An 18,636-nucleotide genomic window follows, 5' to 3' on the forward strand; every position below is an offset into this window, starting at 1 on the left:
GTGTCGCGTCGTCCTCGGCCGCTCAGTGGCCGAGGTCGAGCGCGCCCGCCTGCACCTGCGGGTTGGTGCGGTTGGCGCGGTCGAGGTACGCCTGCGACTTGCCGACCTCGGTCTCGAGGACACCGATCGTCGAGGCCATGGAGTCGAGGGCGGCCACCTTGTAGGTGTCGATGGCGTCCATGGTGGCGTAGATGTTGGCGAAGGCGGCCTGCAGCTGCGGCAGCCCGATCGTCGCCGACGCCGCCTGCTGCTGGATCGCCACCGAGTTGTCGCGCAGCATCTCCGACGTGCTCTGGATGAGGTTGCTCGTCGTGGTGTTGAGGGCGGTGATCTGGTCGAGCACCATCTTCTGGTTGCCGAGCGCCTGGGCCACGATGACCGCCGTGCGCAGCGCCGAGATCGTCGTGGTCGATGCGCGGTCGACCCCCTTGATGAGCTCGATGTTGTTCTTGATGACGATGTCGATGGCCAGGTAGTTCTGGATCGACACGGCCAGCTGGGTGAGCAGGTCCTGGTGCTTCTGACGCACGTAGAAGAGCACGTCCTGCTTGAGGGCCGCCGCCTTCTCGGGGTCGGTCGCCTCGAGGGTGGCGATCTGCGCGGTGAGGCGCGCGTCGAGCCGCTCGGCGATGTAGACGTACTGGTTGATCCGGCCCATGGAGTCCCACAGGTTCTGCTTCTCGAGGTTGAGCGCGACGTTGTCGCGGGTCAGCTCGTCCTGGCCGCTGCGCAGGGAGTGCAGGATGCCGTCGAGGTGGCTCTGCGCCGACTGGTACTTGCGGAAGTAGTCGGTGAGCTTGTCACCGAAGGGGATCATGCCGAAGACCTTGCGGGCGCCCTTGGCCTGACCCGGGTCGAGGTCCTCGACGGTACGGCGCAGGTCGAGCAGGGTCTTGCTCACCGTCGAGCCCTCCGACAGCCCACCCTCCTGCAGCGCCTTGACGGGCGCCTTGAGGAGGCGGTTGCTCGACTCGGCGGCGCGCCTGATCTCGTCGTTCCCCATGGTGCGCACGTCGGCGGCCTTGGCCTCGAAGGTCGGGCTCTTGGACTGCGCCGTCATCAGCGCCTCGAGGTAGCCCTCGACCTTGGCGTCGAGACCGGCCACTGCCTCCGCGGGCACCGGTGGCGCCATCTTCGGTGCGGCCGTGGTGCTGACCGCCTGCGCCGGGGCCGGGGGGGCGAGCGTCAGCCCCGAGCTCGGGGCGGGCGGTGCGAGCGGTGCGTAAGCAGCGTCGGACGGCGTCGAGGTCGAGTCGGTCATCGGCGGTGCGCTCCCCTGGGTGGTCGGCCCCTCGGGGCCGTGGTGTCAGACGTCCCGCCAATCTATCCGGTCGGCCGTCCCCGCACGCTCCGGTTGTCCCCTCATCTGCCCCGGATGTCACCGGGACGTTTGGACCGGGGTCTGCGGGGTACGCGACCCCTATGGCTGACCACGAGAAGCGCACCACCGTCACCCGCACCATCGACGCTCCGGCGTCGGAGGTCTTCGAGGTCCTGACGCTGCCGCAGCGGCACGTCGAGCTGGACGGCTCGGGCTTCGTCCTGTCGGTCGACCGCGGCGACCGCATCACGGCGACCGGGCAGGTCTTCACGATGAACATGTCCGGCGACCACATGGGTGGGGAGTACAAGACCGACAACCACGTCACGGGCTACGACAAGAACTCGCTGGTGTCGTGGAAGACCGCGCCGGCGGGCACCGAGCCTCCCGGGTGGGAGTGGGTCTGGGAGCTCGACGCCACGGGCCCCGACTCCACCGACGTCACCCTCACCTACGCTTGGGAGAAGGTCACGGACAAGGACATCCTCTCGAAGGTGCACTTCCCCCTCGTGAGCAAGGACCAGCTCGAGACCTCGCTCGGCAACCTCGCCGCTGCCGCCTCCGGCAGCTGACGACTCCGGTCGTCGAGCAGTCGTGCCGCGCGTCGGTGCGATCGACTCTGGGTCAACCTCAACGGTGAGGGCCGGCGCGCGGCCGCGGTCCGGTCAGAGGAGCCCGACCCACACCAGGACCGCCGGCAGGGCGACCACCAGGACGCCACCGGTAGAGCGGCGTCGCCGGTGAGCCGGTCGGCCGGGGTGCGGTGTGAGCGGGGGACATGTCGATCCGGTCACATCGAGGCGTGAGGCCGGGCACGTTCTGCGACGGCATCTGCGCGGGGCCCTCAGTCGTCCGCTAACCTCCGCCGGGTGTCGGTCAACGAGCCCCCCGTGGCGCACCCTCCGCCCGCGTCGCCCACGATCCCGGGCTACCCGTATGCCGCCCGCGTCCCCACCCGCTGGACGGACGACGACGTCTACGGTCACGTGAACAACACCGTCCACTACCTGGCGATGGACACCGTGGTCAACGGCTGGATGATCGCGCACGGCCTCGACGTCGGGCGCGGCCCGGTCATCGGCCTCGTCGTCGAGTCGGGCTGCCGTTACGTCGCCTCCCTCAGCTATCCCGACGCCCTGGTGCTCGGCCTGCGCATCGCCCGGCTGGGGACGACGAGCGTGCAGTGGGAGATCGCGATGACCCGCGAGAGCGACGGTGAGGATGTGGCGGCCGGCCGGTTCGTGCACGTCTTCGTCGACCGGGTCACCCGGAGACCGGCTCCGGTGCCGGTTGGTCTGCGGGCGGCGATGCAGGCGCTCGTGGTCGGCTGAGCCCCGCGCCGGGGAAGACCCCATGCGCCCGCCGTCACGAGGCCAGGCCACCGGCTCCGACCGCAGAGCCCTCAGGCGCCGGTGTAGGCCGCCAGGTGCTGGGCGGTGAGAGTCTCCCGACCGTCGACGAGGTCGGCGGGCGTCCCCTCGAAGACGACCCGACCGCCGTCGTGGCCGGCGCCGGGGCCGAGGTCGATGATCCAGTCGGCATGGGCCATGACCGCCTGGTGGTGCTCGATGACGACCACCGACGTGCCGCTGTCGACGAGCCGGTCCAGCAGGGCCAGCAGCTGCTCGACGTCGGCGAGGTGCAGGCCGGTCGTGGGCTCGTCGAGCACGAAGACGGTCGCCTTCGTGCCCATGTGGGTGGCGAGCTTGAGCCGCTGGCGCTCGCCGCCGGAGAGGGTCGGCAGGGGCTGGCCGATGGTGAGGTAGCCCAGCCCGACGTCGACCAGCTGGCCGAGCAGCTTGTGGGCCGCGGGCGTCTTCGCCTCGCCGACGGCGAAGAACGCGTGCGCCTGCTCCGCCGACATGCCCAGCACCTGCGCGATGTTGTGGCCGCCGAGCGTGTAGTCGAGCACCTCGGCCAGGAAGCGCTTGCCGTCGCAGGTCTCGCACGGGGCCGCGACCCCGGCCATGATCGCGAGGTCGGTGTAGACCACCCCTGCGCCGTTGCAGGTCGGGCAGGCGCCCTCGGAGTTGGGGCTGAAGAGGGCCGGCTTGACCCCGTTGGCCTTGGCGAAGGCCTTGCGGATGGGCTCGAGCAGTCCGGTGTAGGTCGCGGGGTTGCTGCGCCGCGAGCCCTTGATCGGCGACTGGTCGACGGTGACCACCCCCTCGCGCCCGCTGACCGACCCGGTGATGAGCGAGCTCTTGCCCGACCCGGCCACGCCGGTGACGACGACGAGCACCCCGAGGGGCACGTCGACGTCGACGTCCCGCAGGTTGTGGGTGCTGGCCGCCTTGACCTCGAGCGCGCCCGTGCGCTCGCGCACGACCGGCTTGAGCCGGGCCCGGTCGTCGAGGTGGCGGCCGGTGAGGGTGCCGCTGCTGCGCAGACCGGCGAGCGGGCCTTCGTACACGACCTGGCCGCCCTGGCTGCCGGCTCCCGGGCCGAGGTCGATGACGTGGTCGGCAATGGCGATCATCTCGGGCTTGTGCTCGACGACGAGCACGGTGTTTCCCTTGTCCCGCAGGCGGACCAGCAGGTCGTTCATCCGAGCGATGTCGTGCGGGTGCAGGCCGACGCTGGGCTCGTCGAAGACGTAGGTCACGTCGGTGAGGGCCGAGCCGAGATGACGGATCATCTTGGTGCGCTGCGACTCCCCGCCCGAGAGGGTGCCGGCCGGCCGGTCGAGCGACAGGTAGCCCAGGCCGATCTCGACGAACGACGCGAGCGTGTCGCGCAGCGCGGTGAGCAGCGGCGCGACCGAGACGTCGTCGAGGCGCTGCACCCACGCGAGCACGTCGCTGATCTGCATCGCACTGACCTGGGCGATGTTGGTGCCGTTGATCGTTGCGCTCCGTGCGCCCTCGTTGAGCCGGCTTCCGCCGCACTCCGGGCAGACCGAGAAGGTCACTGCCCGCTCGACGAACGCACGGATGTGCGGCTGCAGCGCGTCGACGTCCTTGCTGAGCATGGTGCGGCTGATCTTGGGGATGAGGCCCTCGTAGGTGAGGTTGATGCCGTCGACCTTGATCTTGGTCGCCTCCTTGTGGAGGAGGTCGTGCCGCTCCTTCTTGGTGAACCTCGCCACCGGCTTGTCGGGGTCGAAGAACCCGCTCCCGCGATAGATCCGGCCGAACCACCCCTCCATGCTGTAACCCGGCGCGACGATGGCGCCGCCGTTGATCGAGCGGCTCTCGTCGACGATGGCGCTGAGGTCGATGTCGGTGACCGACCCGCGCCCCTCGCATCGCGGGCACATGCCGCCGGTGATGCTGAAGCTGCGCCGCTCCTGGACGCTCTCGACGCCCCGCTGGACCGTCACGGCCCCGGCCCCGCTCACCGAGGCGACGTTGAAGGAGAACGCCTGCGGCGACCCGACGTACGGAGTGCCGAGCCGGCTGAACAGGATCCGCAGCATGGCGTAGGCGTCGGTGGCGGTGCCGACGGTCGAGCGGGGGTCGGCCCCCATCCGCTGCTGGTCGACGATGATCGCCGTGGTGAGCCCGTCGAGCACGTCGACGTCGGGCCGGGCCTGGCTGGGCATGAAGCCCTGGACGAAGGTGCTGTAGGTCTCGTTGATCAGCCGCTGCGACTCGGCGGCGATCGTGCCGAAGACCAGCGAGCTCTTGCCCGAGCCGGAGACCCCGGTGAAGACGGTCAGTCGCCGCTTCGGGATAACCACGTCGACGTCGCGCAGGTTGTTGACCCGGGCGCCGACCACGCGGATGAGGTCGTGGCGGTCGGCGGCGGGGTCCGTGGCCTGCAAGATGGGCGGCTTCACAGGCCCAACGCTACTGGCCGCGGCGACCCAGCAGCTCAGGTGCGGTAAGCGTCCCTGCGGTGCTGCACCGCCACCACGTGCACGGTCACGACCGACTCGCGGATCTCGTAGACCACACGGAAGTCGCCGCGCCGTGCCGACATGAGACCGTCAAGTGGTGGGCGAAGCGCCTTGCCGACCCGGTGCGGGTTGGCCACGAGGGGCCCTCGGATGAACTCGAAGCAGGCGGCAGCGACGGCCTCGGGGAGGTCCCGAGTCAGTGCCGTGCGCGCCTGGCGCGAGAAGGTGACGGTGTAGGGGGCAGGGTTCATCGCCGGTGGCCCCTCGCGGTCGTCCGAGGGATCATCGGTCAGGAGACGATTCGCCCGGTAGCCCGCATCTGATGGGTCATGGTGTCCAGGTCGATGACGTCGTCGCCGGCGGAGGCCGCCATGGCGTCGCGGATGTCCTGGACAAGGGCTGCGTCGGCGAGCACGTCGATCGTCTCCGTCAGCTCGTCGTAGTCCTCGGCGCCGATGAGCACGGCCGCACGCACCCCGTTGCGCGTGATGTCGACGCGGTGGTGGGTCGTGACGGCTTCGTCGACCAGTCGGGAGAGCTGGGCGCGGGCCTCGGCCAAGGGGACGGTCGTCATGTACATAATTCTAGCGCACGCCGAGGACGGCACCCGGTGCACCGGTACCGCACCCCGCACGGTCGGGGAGGGGTTGACCGCCCTTGATTCTCGGGGCAGGATGCTTCTGCATAGTGAACTTTTGTTTCCGCTTTGTGGAAATAATGCCGAGATGAGCAGGAGTGACGATGACGATTCCCGATGGCGTGCAGGTGACCGGCCCGATGGGCCCCCGGTTCGAGCAGGTGCTCACCGATGACGCGCTCGCGTTCCTCGCCGACCTCCACCGGCGCTTCGACAGCCGCCGCCGAGACCTGCTCGCCGCCCGCGACGCCAGGTATGCCGAGCTGGCGGCTGGCGGGACCCTCGACTTCCTCCCCGAGACCGCCGAGGTGCGCGACGGTGACTGGCAGGTCGCCGCACCCGCCCCCGGCCTGGAGGACCGTCGCGTCGAGATCACCGGCCCGGTCGACCGCAAGATGACCATCAACGCGCTGAACTCCGGCGCCAAGGTCTGGCTCGCCGACTTCGAGGACGCCTCGACCCCCACGTGGGAGAACGCGGTCAACGGCCAGCTCAACCTCATGGACGCGCTCGACGGCACCATCGACTTCACGGCGGAGGGCGGCAAGTCCTACGCCCTGCGCACCGACGCCGACCTCGCGACGGTCGTCGCCCGCCCCCGGGGCCTGCACCTCACCGAGAAGCACCTGCTGGTCGACGGCGAGCGCCTGTCGGGCTCGTTCTTCGACTTCGGCCTCTACTTCTACCACTGCGCGCAGCGCCAGATCGACGCCGGCAAGGGCCCGTACTTCTACCTGCCCAAGCTCGAGAGCCACCTCGAGGCCCGGCTGTGGAATGACGTCTTCGTCGCCGCCCAGGAGGCCCGGGGCATCCCGCAGGGCACCATCCGCGCGACCGTCCTCGTGGAGACCTACCCCGCTGCCTTCGAGATGGAGGAGATCCTCTACGAGCTGCGCGAGCACAGCAGCGGGCTCAATGCGGGGCGCTGGGACTACATCTTCAGTGCCATCAAGAAGTTCCGCACCCGCGGCCGCGACTTCCTGCTGCCCGACCGGGTTCAGGTGACCATGACCGTTCCCTTCATGCGCGCCTACACGGAGCTGCTCGTGCGGAGCTGCCACAAGCGCGGCGCCCATGCCATCGGTGGCATGTCGGCGCTCATCCCGAGCAAGGACGAGGCGGCCAACGAGGCGGCCTACGCGAAGGTCAACGACGACAAGACCCGCGAGGCCGGCGACGGCTTCGACGGCTCGTGGGTCGCGCACCCCGGCATGGTGGAGACCTGCAAGGAGGCCTTCACGAAGGTGCTCGGCGACCAGCCCAACCAGCTGGGGCGGCTGCGCGAAGACGTGCACGTCACGGCCGCCCAGCTGCTCGACGTCGCCTCCACCCCCGGTGAGGTCACCGAGACGGGGCTGCGCGCCAACATCAGCGTCGGCATCCAGTACCTCCACGCCTGGCTCGGCGGCCAGGGCGCCGTCGGCATCAACGGTCTGATGGAGGATGCCGCCACGGCCGAGATCAGCCGCTCGCAGGTGTGGCAGTGGCTGCACAACTCCGTCGAGCTGCAGGACGGCACGGTCGTCACCCGTGAGCTCGTCGACCGGCTCGTCGACGAGGAGCTGGCCAAGCTGCCCGGGGACAAGCAGGAGTACGAAGCCGCCACGCAGACCTTCCTGTCGGTCGCTGTCGCCGACGACTTCGCCGAGTTCCTCACCCTGCCGGCCTACGAGCGCATGGCCTGAGCAGGGGGGGCGACGTGGATGCTCGAGGACTGGCGGGGTTGCTTGCTCCGGTGCTACCCGCCCGCGGAGTCATCACCGACCCGACACAGCTGCGCACCTACTCCTGCGACGGGTTGGCGCTCTACAAGGTGACGCCGGCGCTCGTGGTGATCCCCGAGACCGCCGAGCAGGTGGCCGCTGTGGTGCGGGCGTGCGCGGAGCACGACATCCCGTTCGTGGCGCGGGGCTCGGGCACCGGTCTGTCCGGTGGGGCCCTGCCCCACGCCGACGGCGTGCTGATCGTGCTGTCGCGGATGCGGGCCGTGCTCGAGATCGACCGGGCCAACCAGCGGGCCGTCGTCGAGCCCGGGGTGATCAACCTCCAGCTGTCGGCGTTGACCCGTCCTGAGGGCTACTACTTCGCGCCCGATCCGTCGAGCCAGCAGGTGTGCTCGATCGGGGGGAACGTCGCCGAGAACTCAGGTGGGGCGCACTGCCTGAAGTACGGCTTCACCACGGGCCACGTCGCCGGTCTCGAGCTGGTCACCCCAGCGGGTGAGCTCATCACCCTGGGTGGCAAGGCGCCCGACGCGCCCGGCTACGACCTGCTCGGCGTGGTCTGCGGGTCGGAGGGCACCCTCGGTGTCGCCACCCGTGTGACCGTGCGGCTCACGCGCACCCCGGAGGCGGTCGAGACCCTGCTCGCCGGCTTCCCCGACACCGACTCGGCGGGACGCGCGGTCTCGGCCGTCATCAGCGCCGGGGTCGTGCCGGCCGCCATCGAGATGATGGACGCCCTGGCCATCGAGGCCGCCGAGGCCGCCGTCGCCTGCGGCTACCCGCAGGGGGCAGGCGCGGTGCTCATCGTCGAGCTCGACGGGCCCGCCGCCGAGGTGCGCCACCAGTTCGAGCAGGTGACGGGCATGTGCGAGGCGGCCGGTGCGACCGAGATCCGCATCGCCGCCGACGACGCCCAGCGGGCGCTCTTCTGGAAGGGCCGCAAGTCGGCCTTCGCCGCCGTCGGGCGCATCAGCCCCGACTACATCGTGCAGGACGGCGTCATCCCACGCACCGCCCTGGGGCCCGCCCTGCGCCGCATCGAGCAGCTCGCCAGCGAACGGGGAGTGCGCGTGGCCAACGTCTTCCACGCCGGCGACGGCAACCTGCATCCCCTGGTGCTCTTCGACGACGCCGTTCCCGGTGAGGCCGAGCGCGCCGAAGACGTGTCGGGAGCCATCATCGACCTCTGCATCGAGCTCGGCGGGTCGATCACCGGCGAGCACGGGGTCGGCTCCGACAAGGCGAAGCACATGCCCAAGATGTTCACCGAGGACGACCTCGACACCATGCAGCTGCTGCGCTGCGCCTTCGACCCGACGTCGATCTCCAATCCCGGGAAGATCTTTCCCACGCCACGGTTGTGCGGTGAGGTGCCCCGGCGGGCCCACGCCGCAGACGGGGCGCACCCCCTCGTCGAGGCCGGTCTGGCGGACGCGTTCTGATGACGACGACCACAGATCTCCTCTCTCGACTGACCGATGCCACAGCGGGGTCGGCCCGCGAGGGCACCGACCTCGACGCGGTCGACGGGCTGCGCCCACGGTGGGTCGTCTCTCCCGCCGACACCGAGGGCGTGGCGGCGGTGCTGCGCACGGCCCACGACGAGGGCCTGGCCGTGGTGCCCACCGGTTCGGGCACCAAGCTCGGCTGGGGCGCTCCGCCGCAGCGGCTCGACATCCTGCTCCAGCTGGGTCGGCTCGACGCCTTGGTCGACCACGCTGCCGGTGACCTGGTGGCCGTGGTCGGCGCCGGTCGACGGCTCGACGACCTCCAGGGCGACCTGTCGTCGGCGGGCCAGTGGCTGGCCGTCGACCCGGCCCGCCGCGGCACCGTCGGTGGTCTCGTCGCGACCGCCGACACCGGGCCGACCCGCCTCGTGCACGGGCCGGTGCGCGACCTCGTCATCGGCGCGACGGTGGTGCGAGCCGACGGCGTCGTCGCCCACGCGGGTGGTCGCGTGGTCAAGAACGTCGCCGGCTACGACCTGTCCAAGCTGCTCACCGGCTCCTTCGGCACCCTGGGCGTCCTCACCCAGGTCGCGGTGAGGCTGCACCCGGTGCCCGAGGCCAGCCGCTGGGTCGTGGTCACGGTGCCGTCGGCCCAGCACGCCCGCGAGCTGGTGCAGGGCGTCGTCCACTCCCAGCTCGTCATGACCGGCTGCGAGCTCGAGCGCCCCGCAGGGGGAGTCGCCCAGCTCGCCGTGCGGATCGACGGCATCGCTGCCGCCGTGCCTGCGCGGGCCGATGCCGCTGTCGAGATGCTCGGTGGCGGTGCTGAGCAGCTCGCCCAGGCGCCGTCCTGGTGGGGGTGCGATCCTGGCGAGGACGGTGACGTGCGACTCAAGGTGACGCACGAGATCGCCTCTGTCGACAGGCTGCTCGCCGCCGTCGACGACGTGTCGCAGCAGACCGGGGTGCCCCTCGACGTGCGTGGCTCGGTGGGCGTCGGCACGGTCTCGGTCGCGCTGCGCGGTCGCCCCGACGAGGCCGCGGTCGTGGCCGTGGTCGACGGCCTGCGCCGCCGCAGCCCCGAGGTGGGGGGCACGGTCGTCGTGCGCGACGCCGACCCCGCCACCCGACGGCGGCTCGACGTCTGGGGCCCCGTCGGAGGGCTCGACCTCATGCGCCGGGTCAAGGACCGGCTCGACCCCGGACGCGTCCTCGCGCCCGGCCGCTTCGTGGGAGGAATCTGATGGCAGGGGACATGAGCACGGGGCACCCGGGCGACGGCGCCGACGACGAGGCCCCGCAGCAGCCCGGTCCCGCCACGCCCTACCGCCCCGCCCAGAGTCCGGCTCTTGCGCCGGACAGTCCCGGATCCGCCTCCGGGACGCCGCATTCGGGCGCATCCGGCGCACCCAGCGGACGACCGGGGCCGGTGTCGCTCACCCTCGGCGCCTTCGACGAGCACCGCCCGCCCAGCCCCGAGCTCATCGCCGACTGCGTCCACTGCGGCTTCTGCCTGCCGACGTGCCCGACCTACGTGCTGTGGGGTGAGGAGATGGACAGCCCGCGCGGGCGCATCTCCCTGATGAACGACGGCATGAACGGCGAGCCGCTGACCGACACGATGGTCGAGCACTTCGACGCCTGCCTCGGGTGCATGGCCTGCGTGACCGCCTGCCCGTCGGGCGTGCAGTACGACCGGCTCATCGAGGCGACCCGGGCCCAGGTCGAGCGCCGACACGCCCGCAAGCCGGCCGACAGGGCCTACCGGGAAGCCATCTTCAGCCTGTTCCCCTACCCGAAGCGGTTGCGCGCCGCCCGCGGACCACTGCGCCTCTACCAGCGCACGGGCCTGTCGAAGCTGGTGCGTCGCAGCGGTGTCCTCGAGCGGATCTCGCCCACCCTCGCGGCCATGGAGTCGCTCGCCCCACCGCTGGGCAAGGTCACCCCGGTGCCCGAGCGCACCCCGGCGCAGGGTCAGAAGCGCGGCACTGTGGGGATGTTGCTGGGCTGCGTGCAGCGCGCCTTCTTCCCCGACGTCAACTCCGCGACCGTCCGGGTGCTGAGCGCCGAGGGCTTCGAGGTCGTCGCCCCGGCCGGACAGGGCTGCTGCGGCGCCCTCTCGGGTCACAGCGGACGCGAGGAGGAGGCACAGGGCTTCGCCCGCGACCTCATCGCGCAGTTCGAGGCCTCCGGCGTCGAGCACGTCGTGGTCAACTCCGCCGGGTGCGGCTCGGCGATGAAGGACTACGTGCACCTGCTCGCCGACGACCCGCAGTGGGCCGACCGCGCGGCGGCGATGGCGGCGAAGGTCAGGGACGTCAGCGAGATCCTCGCCGAGGCCGGCCCCGTCGCCACCCGCCACCCGCTCGACGTCACCATCGCCTACCACGACGCCTGCCACCTCGGTCACGCCCAGGGCGTGCGCGCCCAGCCGCGCGAGCTGCTGCGTGGCATACCGGGCCTACAGCTGCGCGAGATCGCCGAGGCCGACCTGTGCTGCGGCAGCGCCGGGGTCTACAACATCCTCAACCCCGAGCCCGCGCGCGAGCTCGGCGACCGCAAGGCCGCCAACGTCATCGCCACCGGCGCCTCGCTGCTCGTCACGGCCAACCCCGGCTGTCTCATGCAGGTCGCGACCTCGGTGCAGCGCGCCGGGGCCCAGATCGCGCTGGCCCACACCGTCGAGGTGCTCGACGCCTCCATCCGGGGGCTGCCCCCCACCAGTCTCGGAGTGACCGCACCCGTGTAGCGCCCACCCTGCGGCACCGCCGCAGCACCCCGCAGCACCCCACCCCGACGACGCGGTGGGACCGGCTCGACCCAGAGGTGACCACATGTACAAACCCGTCCTCGACGCCGTCGGAGGCTCGCTCTTCCTCACGGCCCTCCTCGCGATGGTGCCGCTGCTGCTGCTGTTCGTCATGCTCGGCGTGCTGCGGATCTCGGCCTGGAAGGCCGCCCTCGCCTCCCTGGCCGCCGCCGTGCTCATCGCCGTCGCCGTCTACTCCATGCCCGTCGGGCAGGCGCTGCTCGCGGGCAGCGAAGGGGCGGCCTTTGGCTTCTTCCCCATCCTGTGGATCGTCATCAACGCGATCTGGGTCTACAACATGACGGTGGCGACCGGGCACTTCGACGTGCTGCGCCGCTCCTTCGCGAAGGTCAGTGACGACCAGCGCATCCAGGCCGTCATCATCGCCTTCTGCTTCGGTGCCCTGCTGGAGGCCCTTGCCGGCTTCGGCACGCCGGTCGCCATCACCAGCGTCATGCTGATCGCGCTGGGCTTCCGTCCCCTCAAGGCGGCCGTGGTCGCTCTGGTCGCGAACACCGCCCCCGTCGCCTTCGGCGCCCTCGCCGTGCCGATCACCACGCTGGCCACGGTGAGCCAGCAGCCGGAGCACTCCCTCGCGCAGATGGTGGGGCGCCAGACGCCGATCCTCGCGATCTTCGTGCCCATGGCCCTGGTGTTCATCATCGACAAGGGCAAGGGTGTGCGTGAGACCCTGCCAGCCACCCTCACCTGCGGTGTCAGCTTCGCCATCGCGCAGTACGTCACCTCCAACTTCATCTCCACCCAGCTCACCGACATCGTCGCCTCGCTCGTCGGCGCCCTGTCGGTCGTCCTCCTGCTGCGCGTGTGGCAGCCGTCCGGCGCCTACGTCGAGACCGGTGACGACACGACGGGCACCAGTGCGGCATCCCGTATCCCGGCTGGCTCCGCCACCCGAGCCGTCGGGGCCGGGTCGGGCGACGACCACCCGGTGGGTGCCGGGGTCGGCACCCTCGAGGAGCTCGCCGCCCGCGACCGCGACGCCGTCGACTCCCGCAACGACGTGCTGAAGGCCTACTCGCCCTACCTGATCATCGTCGCGATCTTCGTCCTCACCCAGCTGCCCGGCATCAAGGACGCCTTCGCCTCCAAGGTGCTCAACCCGTCGTTCCAGTGGCCGGGGCTGCACCTGCAGACCGCCGCGGGCAAGGCGTCGACGCTGCCGACCTTCAAGCTGGGGCTCCTCTCGGCCGCAGGCACGTTGATGGTCATCGCCGGACTCGTGACGATCCCGGTCATCGGCATCAGCCCGTCGCGCGCCCTCAAGGCCTACGTCGAGACCTACCGCCAGCTCTTCGCCGCCATCGTCACGGTCATGGCTGTCCTCGGGCTGGCCTACGTGATGAACGCGTCGGGCCAGACGGCGACGCTCGGCACCTGGCTCGCGGCCTCCGGTGCCCTCTTCGCCCTCATCTCGCCGATCCTCGGATGGCTGGGTGTGGCCGTTACCGGTTCTGACACCTCGTCCAACTCCCTCTTCGGCGCTCTGCAGGTGTCGGCCGCCAAGCAGACCGGGCTGTCTCCGCTCCTGCTGGCTGCGGCCAACAGCTCAGGTGGTGTCCTGGGCAAGATGGTCTCCCCGCAGAACCTCGCCATCGCCGCCGCCGCCGTGGGGATGTCGGGCCGCGAGGGAGACATCTTCCGCAAGGTCGTCGGCTGGTCCCTCGGCTTCCTGGTGCTGATGTGCCTGATCGTCTTCCTGCAGTCCACGGCCGTCCTGTCCTGGATGGTGCCCTAGCCGCCGGCCCGGCCCGCCGGCGGCGTACGACCGCCGGCCCGCCCCGGCCACGAGCGGCACCGTGACCACGGCGGCAACGGGGTGGGAGCCCCCGGCGCGCTCCGCTGCGGTGCCCGACCGTCCTGGTCGTCGCTCACGCCCGTGCCCCCTCGTCACACGCACGGCGGCACGTGGCCCCGATGTCACACGCGTCTGGAGCAAGCCCAGGACGTGCGCGAGTAGGTTGGGGGCACGTTGGTCGACGACGTCCGGCGCAAGGAGGGGGTTGCTGTGCGCGTCGCGCTCATGCTCACCTGCATCAACGACACCATGTTCCCCGAGACCGGCAAGGCTGTCGTCCGGCTGCTGCGCCGGCTGGGGGTCGACGTGGACTTCCCGCCCGGCCAGACCTGCTGCGGCCAGCCGATGGTCAACACCGGCTACCTCGACGAGGCCGTCCCGGTGGTGCGCCAGTTCACCTCGGCCTTCGAGGGGTACGACGCCGTCGTCGTCCCCTCCGGCTCGTGCGTCGGCTGCGTGCGCCACCAGCACGGCCTCGTCGCCCGGCGCAGCGGTGACCCTGCCCTCGTCGACGCGGTCGCCGCTACGAGCCCGAAGACCTACGAGCTCACCGAGTTCCTCGTCGACGTGCTCGGCGTGACCGACGTCGGGGCGACCTTCGCGCACACCGTGACCTACCACCCGACCTGCCACTCGCTGCGGATGCTCGGGGTGGGCGACCGGCCGCTCCAGCTGCTGCAGCAGGTGCGAAGGCTGCGCCTCGTCGAGCTGCCGGCGGCAGAGGAGTGCTGCGGCTTCGGTGGCACCTTCGCCCTGAAGAACGCCGAGACCTCGGTGGCCATGGGGTCCGACAAGGTGCGGCACGCCCGCGGCACCGGCGCCGAGGTCCTCGTGGCCTCGGACAACTCGTGCCTGCTGCACCTGGGGGGGATGCTGTCGCGCGAGCAGGCCGGGATGCGGGTCATGCACCTGGCCGAGATCCTCGCCAGCACCCAGGACCAGCCAGCGGTGGTGGGCTCGTGACCGCCACCTTCGTCGGGATGCCGCCCTTCCCGCAGGCGGCCCACACGGCCCTCGCCGACACCCAGCTGCGCTCCAACCTGCGCCACGCCACCCACACCATCCGCGACAAGCGCCAGCGGGTCGTCGACGAGGTCGACCAGTGGGAGGCGTTGCGCACCAAGGGGGCTCAGGTCAAGGACGACATGCTGGCCCACCTCGACGAGCACCTGCTGACCCTCGAGGCGTCGCTGACTGCCCGGGGCGCGATCGTGCACTGGGCCCGCGACGCGGCCGAGGCCTGCGCCATCGTCGCGCAGGTCGCCACGGACCACGGCGTCGACGAGGTGGTCAAGGTCAAGTCGATGGCCACCCAGGAGATCGAGCTCAACGAGGCCCTGGCCGCGCAGGGCATCGCGGCGTGGGAGACCGACCTCGCCGAGCTCATCGTGCAGCTCGGCGACGACCTGCCCTCGCACATCCTCGTGCCCGCGATCCACCGCAACCGGTCCGAGATCCGGCAGATCTTCCTCGACCACATGGCCGGCAGCGGTCGCCCCGCGCCGGCCGACCTCACCGACGAGCCGCGCGAGCTGGCCGGGGCCGCGCGGCTGCACCTGCGGGAGAAGTTCCTGCGGGCCAAGGTCGCCGTCTCCGGCGCCAACTTCGCCGTCGCCGAGACCGGCACGCTCGTCGTGGTCGAGTCCGAGGGCAACGGGCGGATGTGCCTGACCCTGCCCGAGGTGCTCATCAGCGTCGTCGGCATCGAGAAGGTCCTGCCACGCTTCGCCGACCTCGACACCTTCCTGCAGCTGCTGCCCCGCTCGAGCACGGGGGAGCGGATGAACCCCTACACCTCGATGTGGAGCGGCATCACCCCCGGCGACGGCCCGCAGGAGGTGCACGTCGTGCTGCTCGACAACGGGCGCACCAACGTGCTGGCCGACGAGGTCGGCCGCCAGGCCCTGCGCTGCATCCGCTGCTCGGCCTGTCTCAACGTCTGCCCGGTCTACGAGCGCACCGGCGGCCACGCCTACGGCTCGGTCTATCCCGGCCCCATCGGGGCCATCCTCGTCCCCCTGCTCAAGGGGGTGGGCCACGACGCCCAGGTCGACTCGCTGCCGTATGCGTCGAGCCTCTGCGGCCGGTGCTACGAGGTGTGCCCGGTCAAGATCGACATCCCCGAGGTGCTGGTGCACCTGCGCGCCGAGGTGGTCGACGCGCACCGGGACGGCTGGCCCACGGGGATGGACCTGGCGATGCGCGCCACCTCGGTGCTCTTCGCCGACCCGGGGCGGATGTCGTTGGCGGTCAAGGCTTCCGGTGTGGCCAACCGGGTGGTCGCCGGTCTGACCGGGCTGCCCGGTGTGCACGGCCGCAGCCTCCCCGGAGGGCGCGCCGCCATCGGCCGCCTCCCCGGCCCGGGGGCGGCGTGGAGCGACGCCCGGGACCTGCCGGTGCCCCCGCGCACGTCCTTCCGCACGTGGTGGACGCAGACCCACGGAGGTCGCGACGAGACGGCGGGGGGTCGGTCGTGACCGCCCGCGACGACGTCTTGGCCCGGGTCCGCTCCGCCCTGCACACCGCCACCCCCCGACCGCTGGTTGCGCCGGATCAACCCGCATCCCGCTCTCCCGAGACGGTTTCGGGCACCTCCGACGCAACAAGGGGGGGTGCGACGTCGGGGCTGGTCGACCTCTTCGAGGAGCGCGTCGCCGACTACCGCGCCGTGGTGGTGCGCTGCACGGAGGCCGAGGTGGCCGACGCCGTGCGCCACGGGCTCGCCGACAGCGGCACGGTCGTCGTGCCCGACGGGTTCCCCGACGACCTGCTGGGCCTGCCGACGGGTGCCCGCCGCGTCACCGACGACGGGCTCGACGCGCACGCCCTCGACGCCGTCGACGCGGTCGTCACGCTCGCCACGGTCGGGATCGCCGAGACCGGCACGATCATCCTCGACCACGGCACCGGCCAGGGGCGCCGGGCGCTCAGCCTCGTGCCCGACCGGCACGTCTGCGTCGTGCGCGCCGACCAGGTCGTCGCCGACGTCCCGGAGGCCGTCACCCTCCTCGACCGCAGCGGAGCGGCCACCCGCCCGATGACCTGGATCTCGGGCCCCAGCGCCACGAGTGACATCGAGCTCGACCGGGTCGAGGGCGTGCACGGGCCCCGCACCCTCCACGTGGTCATCGTCGTCTGAGCACTAGGTTCGTCCTATGTCGACGTCGCCGCCCGCCCACCCGGCCACCACCCTGACGGGGCCCGAGCGGGCCTGGCTCGACGGTCAGGCGGCCTCGCTCCTTCACTTCACCCGGGGTGCCGTCCACCCCGACGGCGGCTTCGGCTGGCTCGACGACGACGGAGCCGTCGAGACCGACCGTCCCGTCGAGCTCTGGGTCACCTGTCGCATGACGCACGTGCTCGCGCTGGGCGCGCTGCAGGGCGACGCCGGGGCGGCGGCCCTGGTCGACCACGGCATTCGGGCCCTGCGTGGTCGCCTCCACGACGACGAGCACGGCGGCTGGTATGCCGCGGTCGAGACCGCGCCCGACGGCACCTCGCGCCCCGCGGACGACGCCAAGGCGGCCTACGCGCACGCGTTCGTCATGCTCGCGGCCTCGAGCGCAGTGGCCGCCGGGCACCCCGAGGCCCCGGCCCTGCTCGCCGAGGCGCTCGACACCTTCGTGTCGCGGTTCTGGAGCGACGCCGACGGTCTGGCGGCCGACGTCTGGGACCGCACCTTCACGACCCTCGACCCCTACCGCGGCGTGAACGCCAACATGCACACGGTCGAGGCGATGCTCGCGGCGCACGACGTCACCGGTGACCGCGCCCACCTCGAGCGAGCGCTGCGGATCACGCAGCGGGTGGTCCACGAGTTCGCGGCCGGCAACGGCTACCGCCTGCCGGAGCACTACGACGAGGGCTGGCACCAGCAGCTGGGCTACAACCGCGACCACCCCGCCGACAAGTTCCGCCCCTACGGCGTGACGATCGGTCACCTCCTCGAGTGGTCGCGCCTGGCCCTGCACGTGCGCACCGCCCTACGCGCGCGGGACGAGGACGCACCGGCCTGGCTGCTCGACGACGCGGTCGCCCTCTTCGACCGGGCCGTCGCCGACGGGTGGGCGGTCGACGGACTCCCCGGCTTCGTCTACACCACCGACTTCGACGCCACCCCCGTCGTGCGCGACCGCCTGCACTGGGTCGCCGCCGAGGGGTTGGCCACTGCCTGGACCCTCGCCCTGGTGACGGGGGAGCAGCGCTACCGCGACCGCTTCGACGCCTGGCGCACCCACATCGCCGACCTCTTCGTCGACGCGGAGCGCGGGTCGTGGCGGCACGAGCTCGACGAGCACAACGAGCCCAGCCGCCACGTCTGGGAGGGCAAGCCCGACACCTACCACGCCTACCAGGCGGTCATCCTGCCCCGGCTGGGCGAGACCACCTCGTTCGTCGCCGGCGTCCGCGACCGCTGACGGCCACGGGGCTGGAAGGCCGATTTCACCCGTCCCTCCGGCTCGTGTAAAGTCTGCGACGCACCGACTGGGAGGCCATGCCTCCCGCGCCCCTTTAGCTCAGTCGGCAGAGCGTCTCCATGGTAAGGAGAAGGTCTACGGTTCGATTCCGTAAAGGGGCTCTGGTCCTGCCTCGCGCAGGGCCCCCGGCGGGGTAGCTCAGCTGGTTAGAGCGCACGACTCATAATCGTGAGGTCGCGGGATCGAGCCCCGCTCCCGCTACGACGACCGCCCCGGGGTCGAGTCGGACGAGACGATTTCTCGCCCGGCACACCCCTCGCGTAAACTCAGGGGTCGCGTCAGCTGTCGGCCTCAGGCCGTCAGCCGGTCGCCCCCAAGCAGCGTTGGTGGACACGTCCCGTGCCCATCCCCTCAGTTCCGAGAGCAGGTTGTCCCGTGGCCAGCAAGAGCGCCGACGTCCGTCCCAAGATCACCATGGCGTGCGTGGACTGCAAGAACCGCAACTACATCACGAAGAAGAACCGCCGCAACGACCCCGACCGGTTGGAGCTGGCCAAGTTCTGCCCCAACTGCGGCAAGCAGACGGAGCACCGCGAGACCCGCTGACGTCGGCGGCCTCGCG

Annotated in this window: 16 protein-coding genes and 2 tRNA genes; 14 read left to right on the forward strand and 4 right to left on the reverse strand. The window is 71.3% G+C overall.

The annotated features are described in order from the left end of the window. Nucleotides 1–22 precede the first annotated feature (22 nt). Entirely contained in the window at nucleotides 23–1,261 is a 1,239-nt protein-coding gene (locus tag V3N99_15265) for a toxic anion resistance protein (GenBank protein MEO3938098.1), read from the reverse strand. Between the two features lie 161 nt (nucleotides 1,262–1,422). Here V3N99_15265 and V3N99_15270 point away from each other — a divergent pair, with 161 nt between their 5' ends. Together V3N99_15270 and V3N99_15275 are read left to right on the forward strand one after the other, a co-directional pair. After that, a complete protein-coding gene (locus tag V3N99_15270) occupies nucleotides 1,423–1,893 on the forward strand; it encodes an SRPBCC family protein (protein ID MEO3938099.1) in 471 nt (156 codons plus the stop codon). 318 nt (nucleotides 1,894–2,211) lie between these two features. Next, nucleotides 2,212–2,652, forward strand: coding sequence for a thioesterase family protein (locus tag V3N99_15275; protein ID MEO3938100.1), 441 nt, complete (start codon nucleotides 2,212–2,214; stop codon nucleotides 2,650–2,652). A 71-nt stretch (nucleotides 2,653–2,723) separates the two neighbouring features. Here V3N99_15275 and V3N99_15280 read toward each other — a convergent pair whose 3' ends face one another. The 3 genes from V3N99_15280 to V3N99_15290 are packed head-to-tail and all read right to left on the reverse strand — an operon-like array spanning nucleotide 2,724 to nucleotide 5,736. Then, nucleotides 2,724–5,102 (reverse strand): excinuclease ABC subunit UvrA, encoded by a 2,379-nt coding sequence (locus tag V3N99_15280; protein ID MEO3938101.1) that lies wholly within the window; start codon nucleotides 5,100–5,102, stop codon nucleotides 2,724–2,726. Nucleotides 5,103–5,137: 35 nt separating this feature from the next. Further along, a complete protein-coding gene (locus V3N99_15285; GenBank protein MEO3938102.1) occupies nucleotides 5,138–5,413 on the reverse strand; it encodes a type II toxin-antitoxin system RelE/ParE family toxin in 276 nt (91 codons plus the stop codon). 38 nt (nucleotides 5,414–5,451) lie between these two features. After that, complete coding sequence (locus V3N99_15290) at nucleotides 5,452–5,736, reverse strand: type II toxin-antitoxin system Phd/YefM family antitoxin (protein MEO3938103.1); 285 nt, start codon at nucleotides 5,734–5,736, stop codon at nucleotides 5,452–5,454. 167 nt (nucleotides 5,737–5,903) lie between these two features. Between V3N99_15290 and aceB the strand changes: the two genes are divergently transcribed. The 12 genes from aceB to rpmG all read left to right on the forward strand — a co-directional run bounded on the left by aceB (nucleotide 5,904) and on the right by rpmG (nucleotide 18,620). Continuing rightward, entirely contained in the window at nucleotides 5,904–7,484 is a 1,581-nt protein-coding gene (gene aceB, locus V3N99_15295) for a malate synthase A (GenBank protein MEO3938104.1), read from the forward strand. Between the two features lie 14 nt (nucleotides 7,485–7,498). Next, a complete protein-coding gene (locus tag V3N99_15300; GenBank protein MEO3938105.1) occupies nucleotides 7,499–8,965 on the forward strand; it encodes an FAD-linked oxidase C-terminal domain-containing protein in 1,467 nt (488 codons plus the stop codon). After that, entirely contained in the window at nucleotides 8,965–10,215 is a 1,251-nt protein-coding gene (locus V3N99_15305) for an FAD-binding oxidoreductase (protein ID MEO3938106.1), read from the forward strand. The genes V3N99_15300 and V3N99_15305 overlap by 1 nt, the downstream gene beginning before the upstream one ends. An 11-nt stretch (nucleotides 10,216–10,226) precedes the next feature. Next, nucleotides 10,227–11,720 (forward strand): heterodisulfide reductase-related iron-sulfur binding cluster, encoded by a 1,494-nt coding sequence (locus tag V3N99_15310; GenBank protein ID MEO3938107.1) that lies wholly within the window; start codon nucleotides 10,227–10,229, stop codon nucleotides 11,718–11,720. 85 nt (nucleotides 11,721–11,805) lie between these two features. After that, complete coding sequence (locus V3N99_15315; GenBank protein ID MEO3938108.1) at nucleotides 11,806–13,536, forward strand: L-lactate permease; 1,731 nt, start codon at nucleotides 11,806–11,808, stop codon at nucleotides 13,534–13,536. Between the two features lie 285 nt (nucleotides 13,537–13,821). Continuing rightward, nucleotides 13,822–14,559 carry a (Fe-S)-binding protein gene (locus V3N99_15320; protein MEO3938109.1) on the forward strand — a complete coding sequence of 246 codons (738 nt, stop codon included), beginning with the start codon at nucleotides 13,822–13,824 and terminating at the stop codon, nucleotides 14,557–14,559. 17 nt (nucleotides 14,560–14,576) lie between these two features. Next, a complete protein-coding gene (locus V3N99_15325; protein MEO3938110.1) occupies nucleotides 14,577–16,073 on the forward strand; it encodes a lactate utilization protein B in 1,497 nt (498 codons plus the stop codon). Beyond that, complete coding sequence (locus V3N99_15330) at nucleotides 16,070–16,735, forward strand: lactate utilization protein C (protein MEO3938111.1); 666 nt, start codon at nucleotides 16,070–16,072, stop codon at nucleotides 16,733–16,735. Before V3N99_15325 ends, V3N99_15330 begins: the two co-directional genes overlap by 4 nt. Before the next feature lie 16 nt (nucleotides 16,736–16,751). Beyond that, nucleotides 16,752–18,014 (forward strand): AGE family epimerase/isomerase, encoded by a 1,263-nt coding sequence (locus V3N99_15335; protein ID MEO3938112.1) that lies wholly within the window; start codon nucleotides 16,752–16,754, stop codon nucleotides 18,012–18,014. An 88-nt stretch (nucleotides 18,015–18,102) separates the two neighbouring features. Then, nucleotides 18,103–18,175: transfer RNA gene (locus tag V3N99_15340), tRNA-Thr, on the forward strand. Nucleotides 18,176–18,201: 26 nt separating this feature from the next. Next, nucleotides 18,202–18,275: transfer RNA gene (locus V3N99_15345), tRNA-Met, on the forward strand. A 174-nt stretch (nucleotides 18,276–18,449) separates the two neighbouring features. Then, entirely contained in the window at nucleotides 18,450–18,620 is a 171-nt protein-coding gene (rpmG, locus tag V3N99_15350; protein ID MEO3938113.1) for a 50S ribosomal protein L33, read from the forward strand. Nucleotides 18,621–18,636: the final 16 nt, after the last annotated feature.

The organism is Dermatophilaceae bacterium Soc4.6 (genome assembly GCA_039889245.1).
Taxonomy (GTDB): domain Bacteria; phylum Actinomycetota; class Actinomycetes; order Actinomycetales; family Dermatophilaceae; genus Lapillicoccus.

Excerpts from the sequence above, each read along its gene's own strand:
- V3N99_15265 (MEO3938098.1), bottom strand. The coding sequence starts at position 1,261 with ATGACCGACTCGACCTCGACGCCGTCCGACGCTGCTTACGCACCGCTC.
- V3N99_15270 (MEO3938099.1), top strand. The coding sequence starts at position 1,423 with ATGGCTGACCACGAGAAGCGCACCACCGTCACCCGCACCATCGACGCT.
- V3N99_15285 (MEO3938102.1), bottom strand. The coding sequence starts at position 5,413 with ATGAACCCTGCCCCCTACACCGTCACCTTCTCGCGCCAGGCGCGCACG.
- V3N99_15290 (MEO3938103.1), bottom strand. The coding sequence starts at position 5,736 with ATGACGACCGTCCCCTTGGCCGAGGCCCGCGCCCAGCTCTCCCGACTG.
- aceB (MEO3938104.1), top strand. The coding sequence starts at position 5,904 with ATGACGATTCCCGATGGCGTGCAGGTGACCGGCCCGATGGGCCCCCGG.
- V3N99_15305 (MEO3938106.1), top strand. The coding sequence starts at position 8,965 with ATGACGACGACCACAGATCTCCTCTCTCGACTGACCGATGCCACAGCG.
- V3N99_15310 (MEO3938107.1), top strand. The coding sequence starts at position 10,227 with ATGAGCACGGGGCACCCGGGCGACGGCGCCGACGACGAGGCCCCGCAG.
- V3N99_15315 (MEO3938108.1), top strand. The coding sequence starts at position 11,806 with ATGTACAAACCCGTCCTCGACGCCGTCGGAGGCTCGCTCTTCCTCACG.
- V3N99_15320 (MEO3938109.1), top strand. The coding sequence starts at position 13,822 with ATGCTCACCTGCATCAACGACACCATGTTCCCCGAGACCGGCAAGGCT.
- V3N99_15325 (MEO3938110.1), top strand. The coding sequence starts at position 14,577 with ATGCCGCCCTTCCCGCAGGCGGCCCACACGGCCCTCGCCGACACCCAG.
- V3N99_15335 (MEO3938112.1), top strand. The coding sequence starts at position 16,752 with ATGTCGACGTCGCCGCCCGCCCACCCGGCCACCACCCTGACGGGGCCC.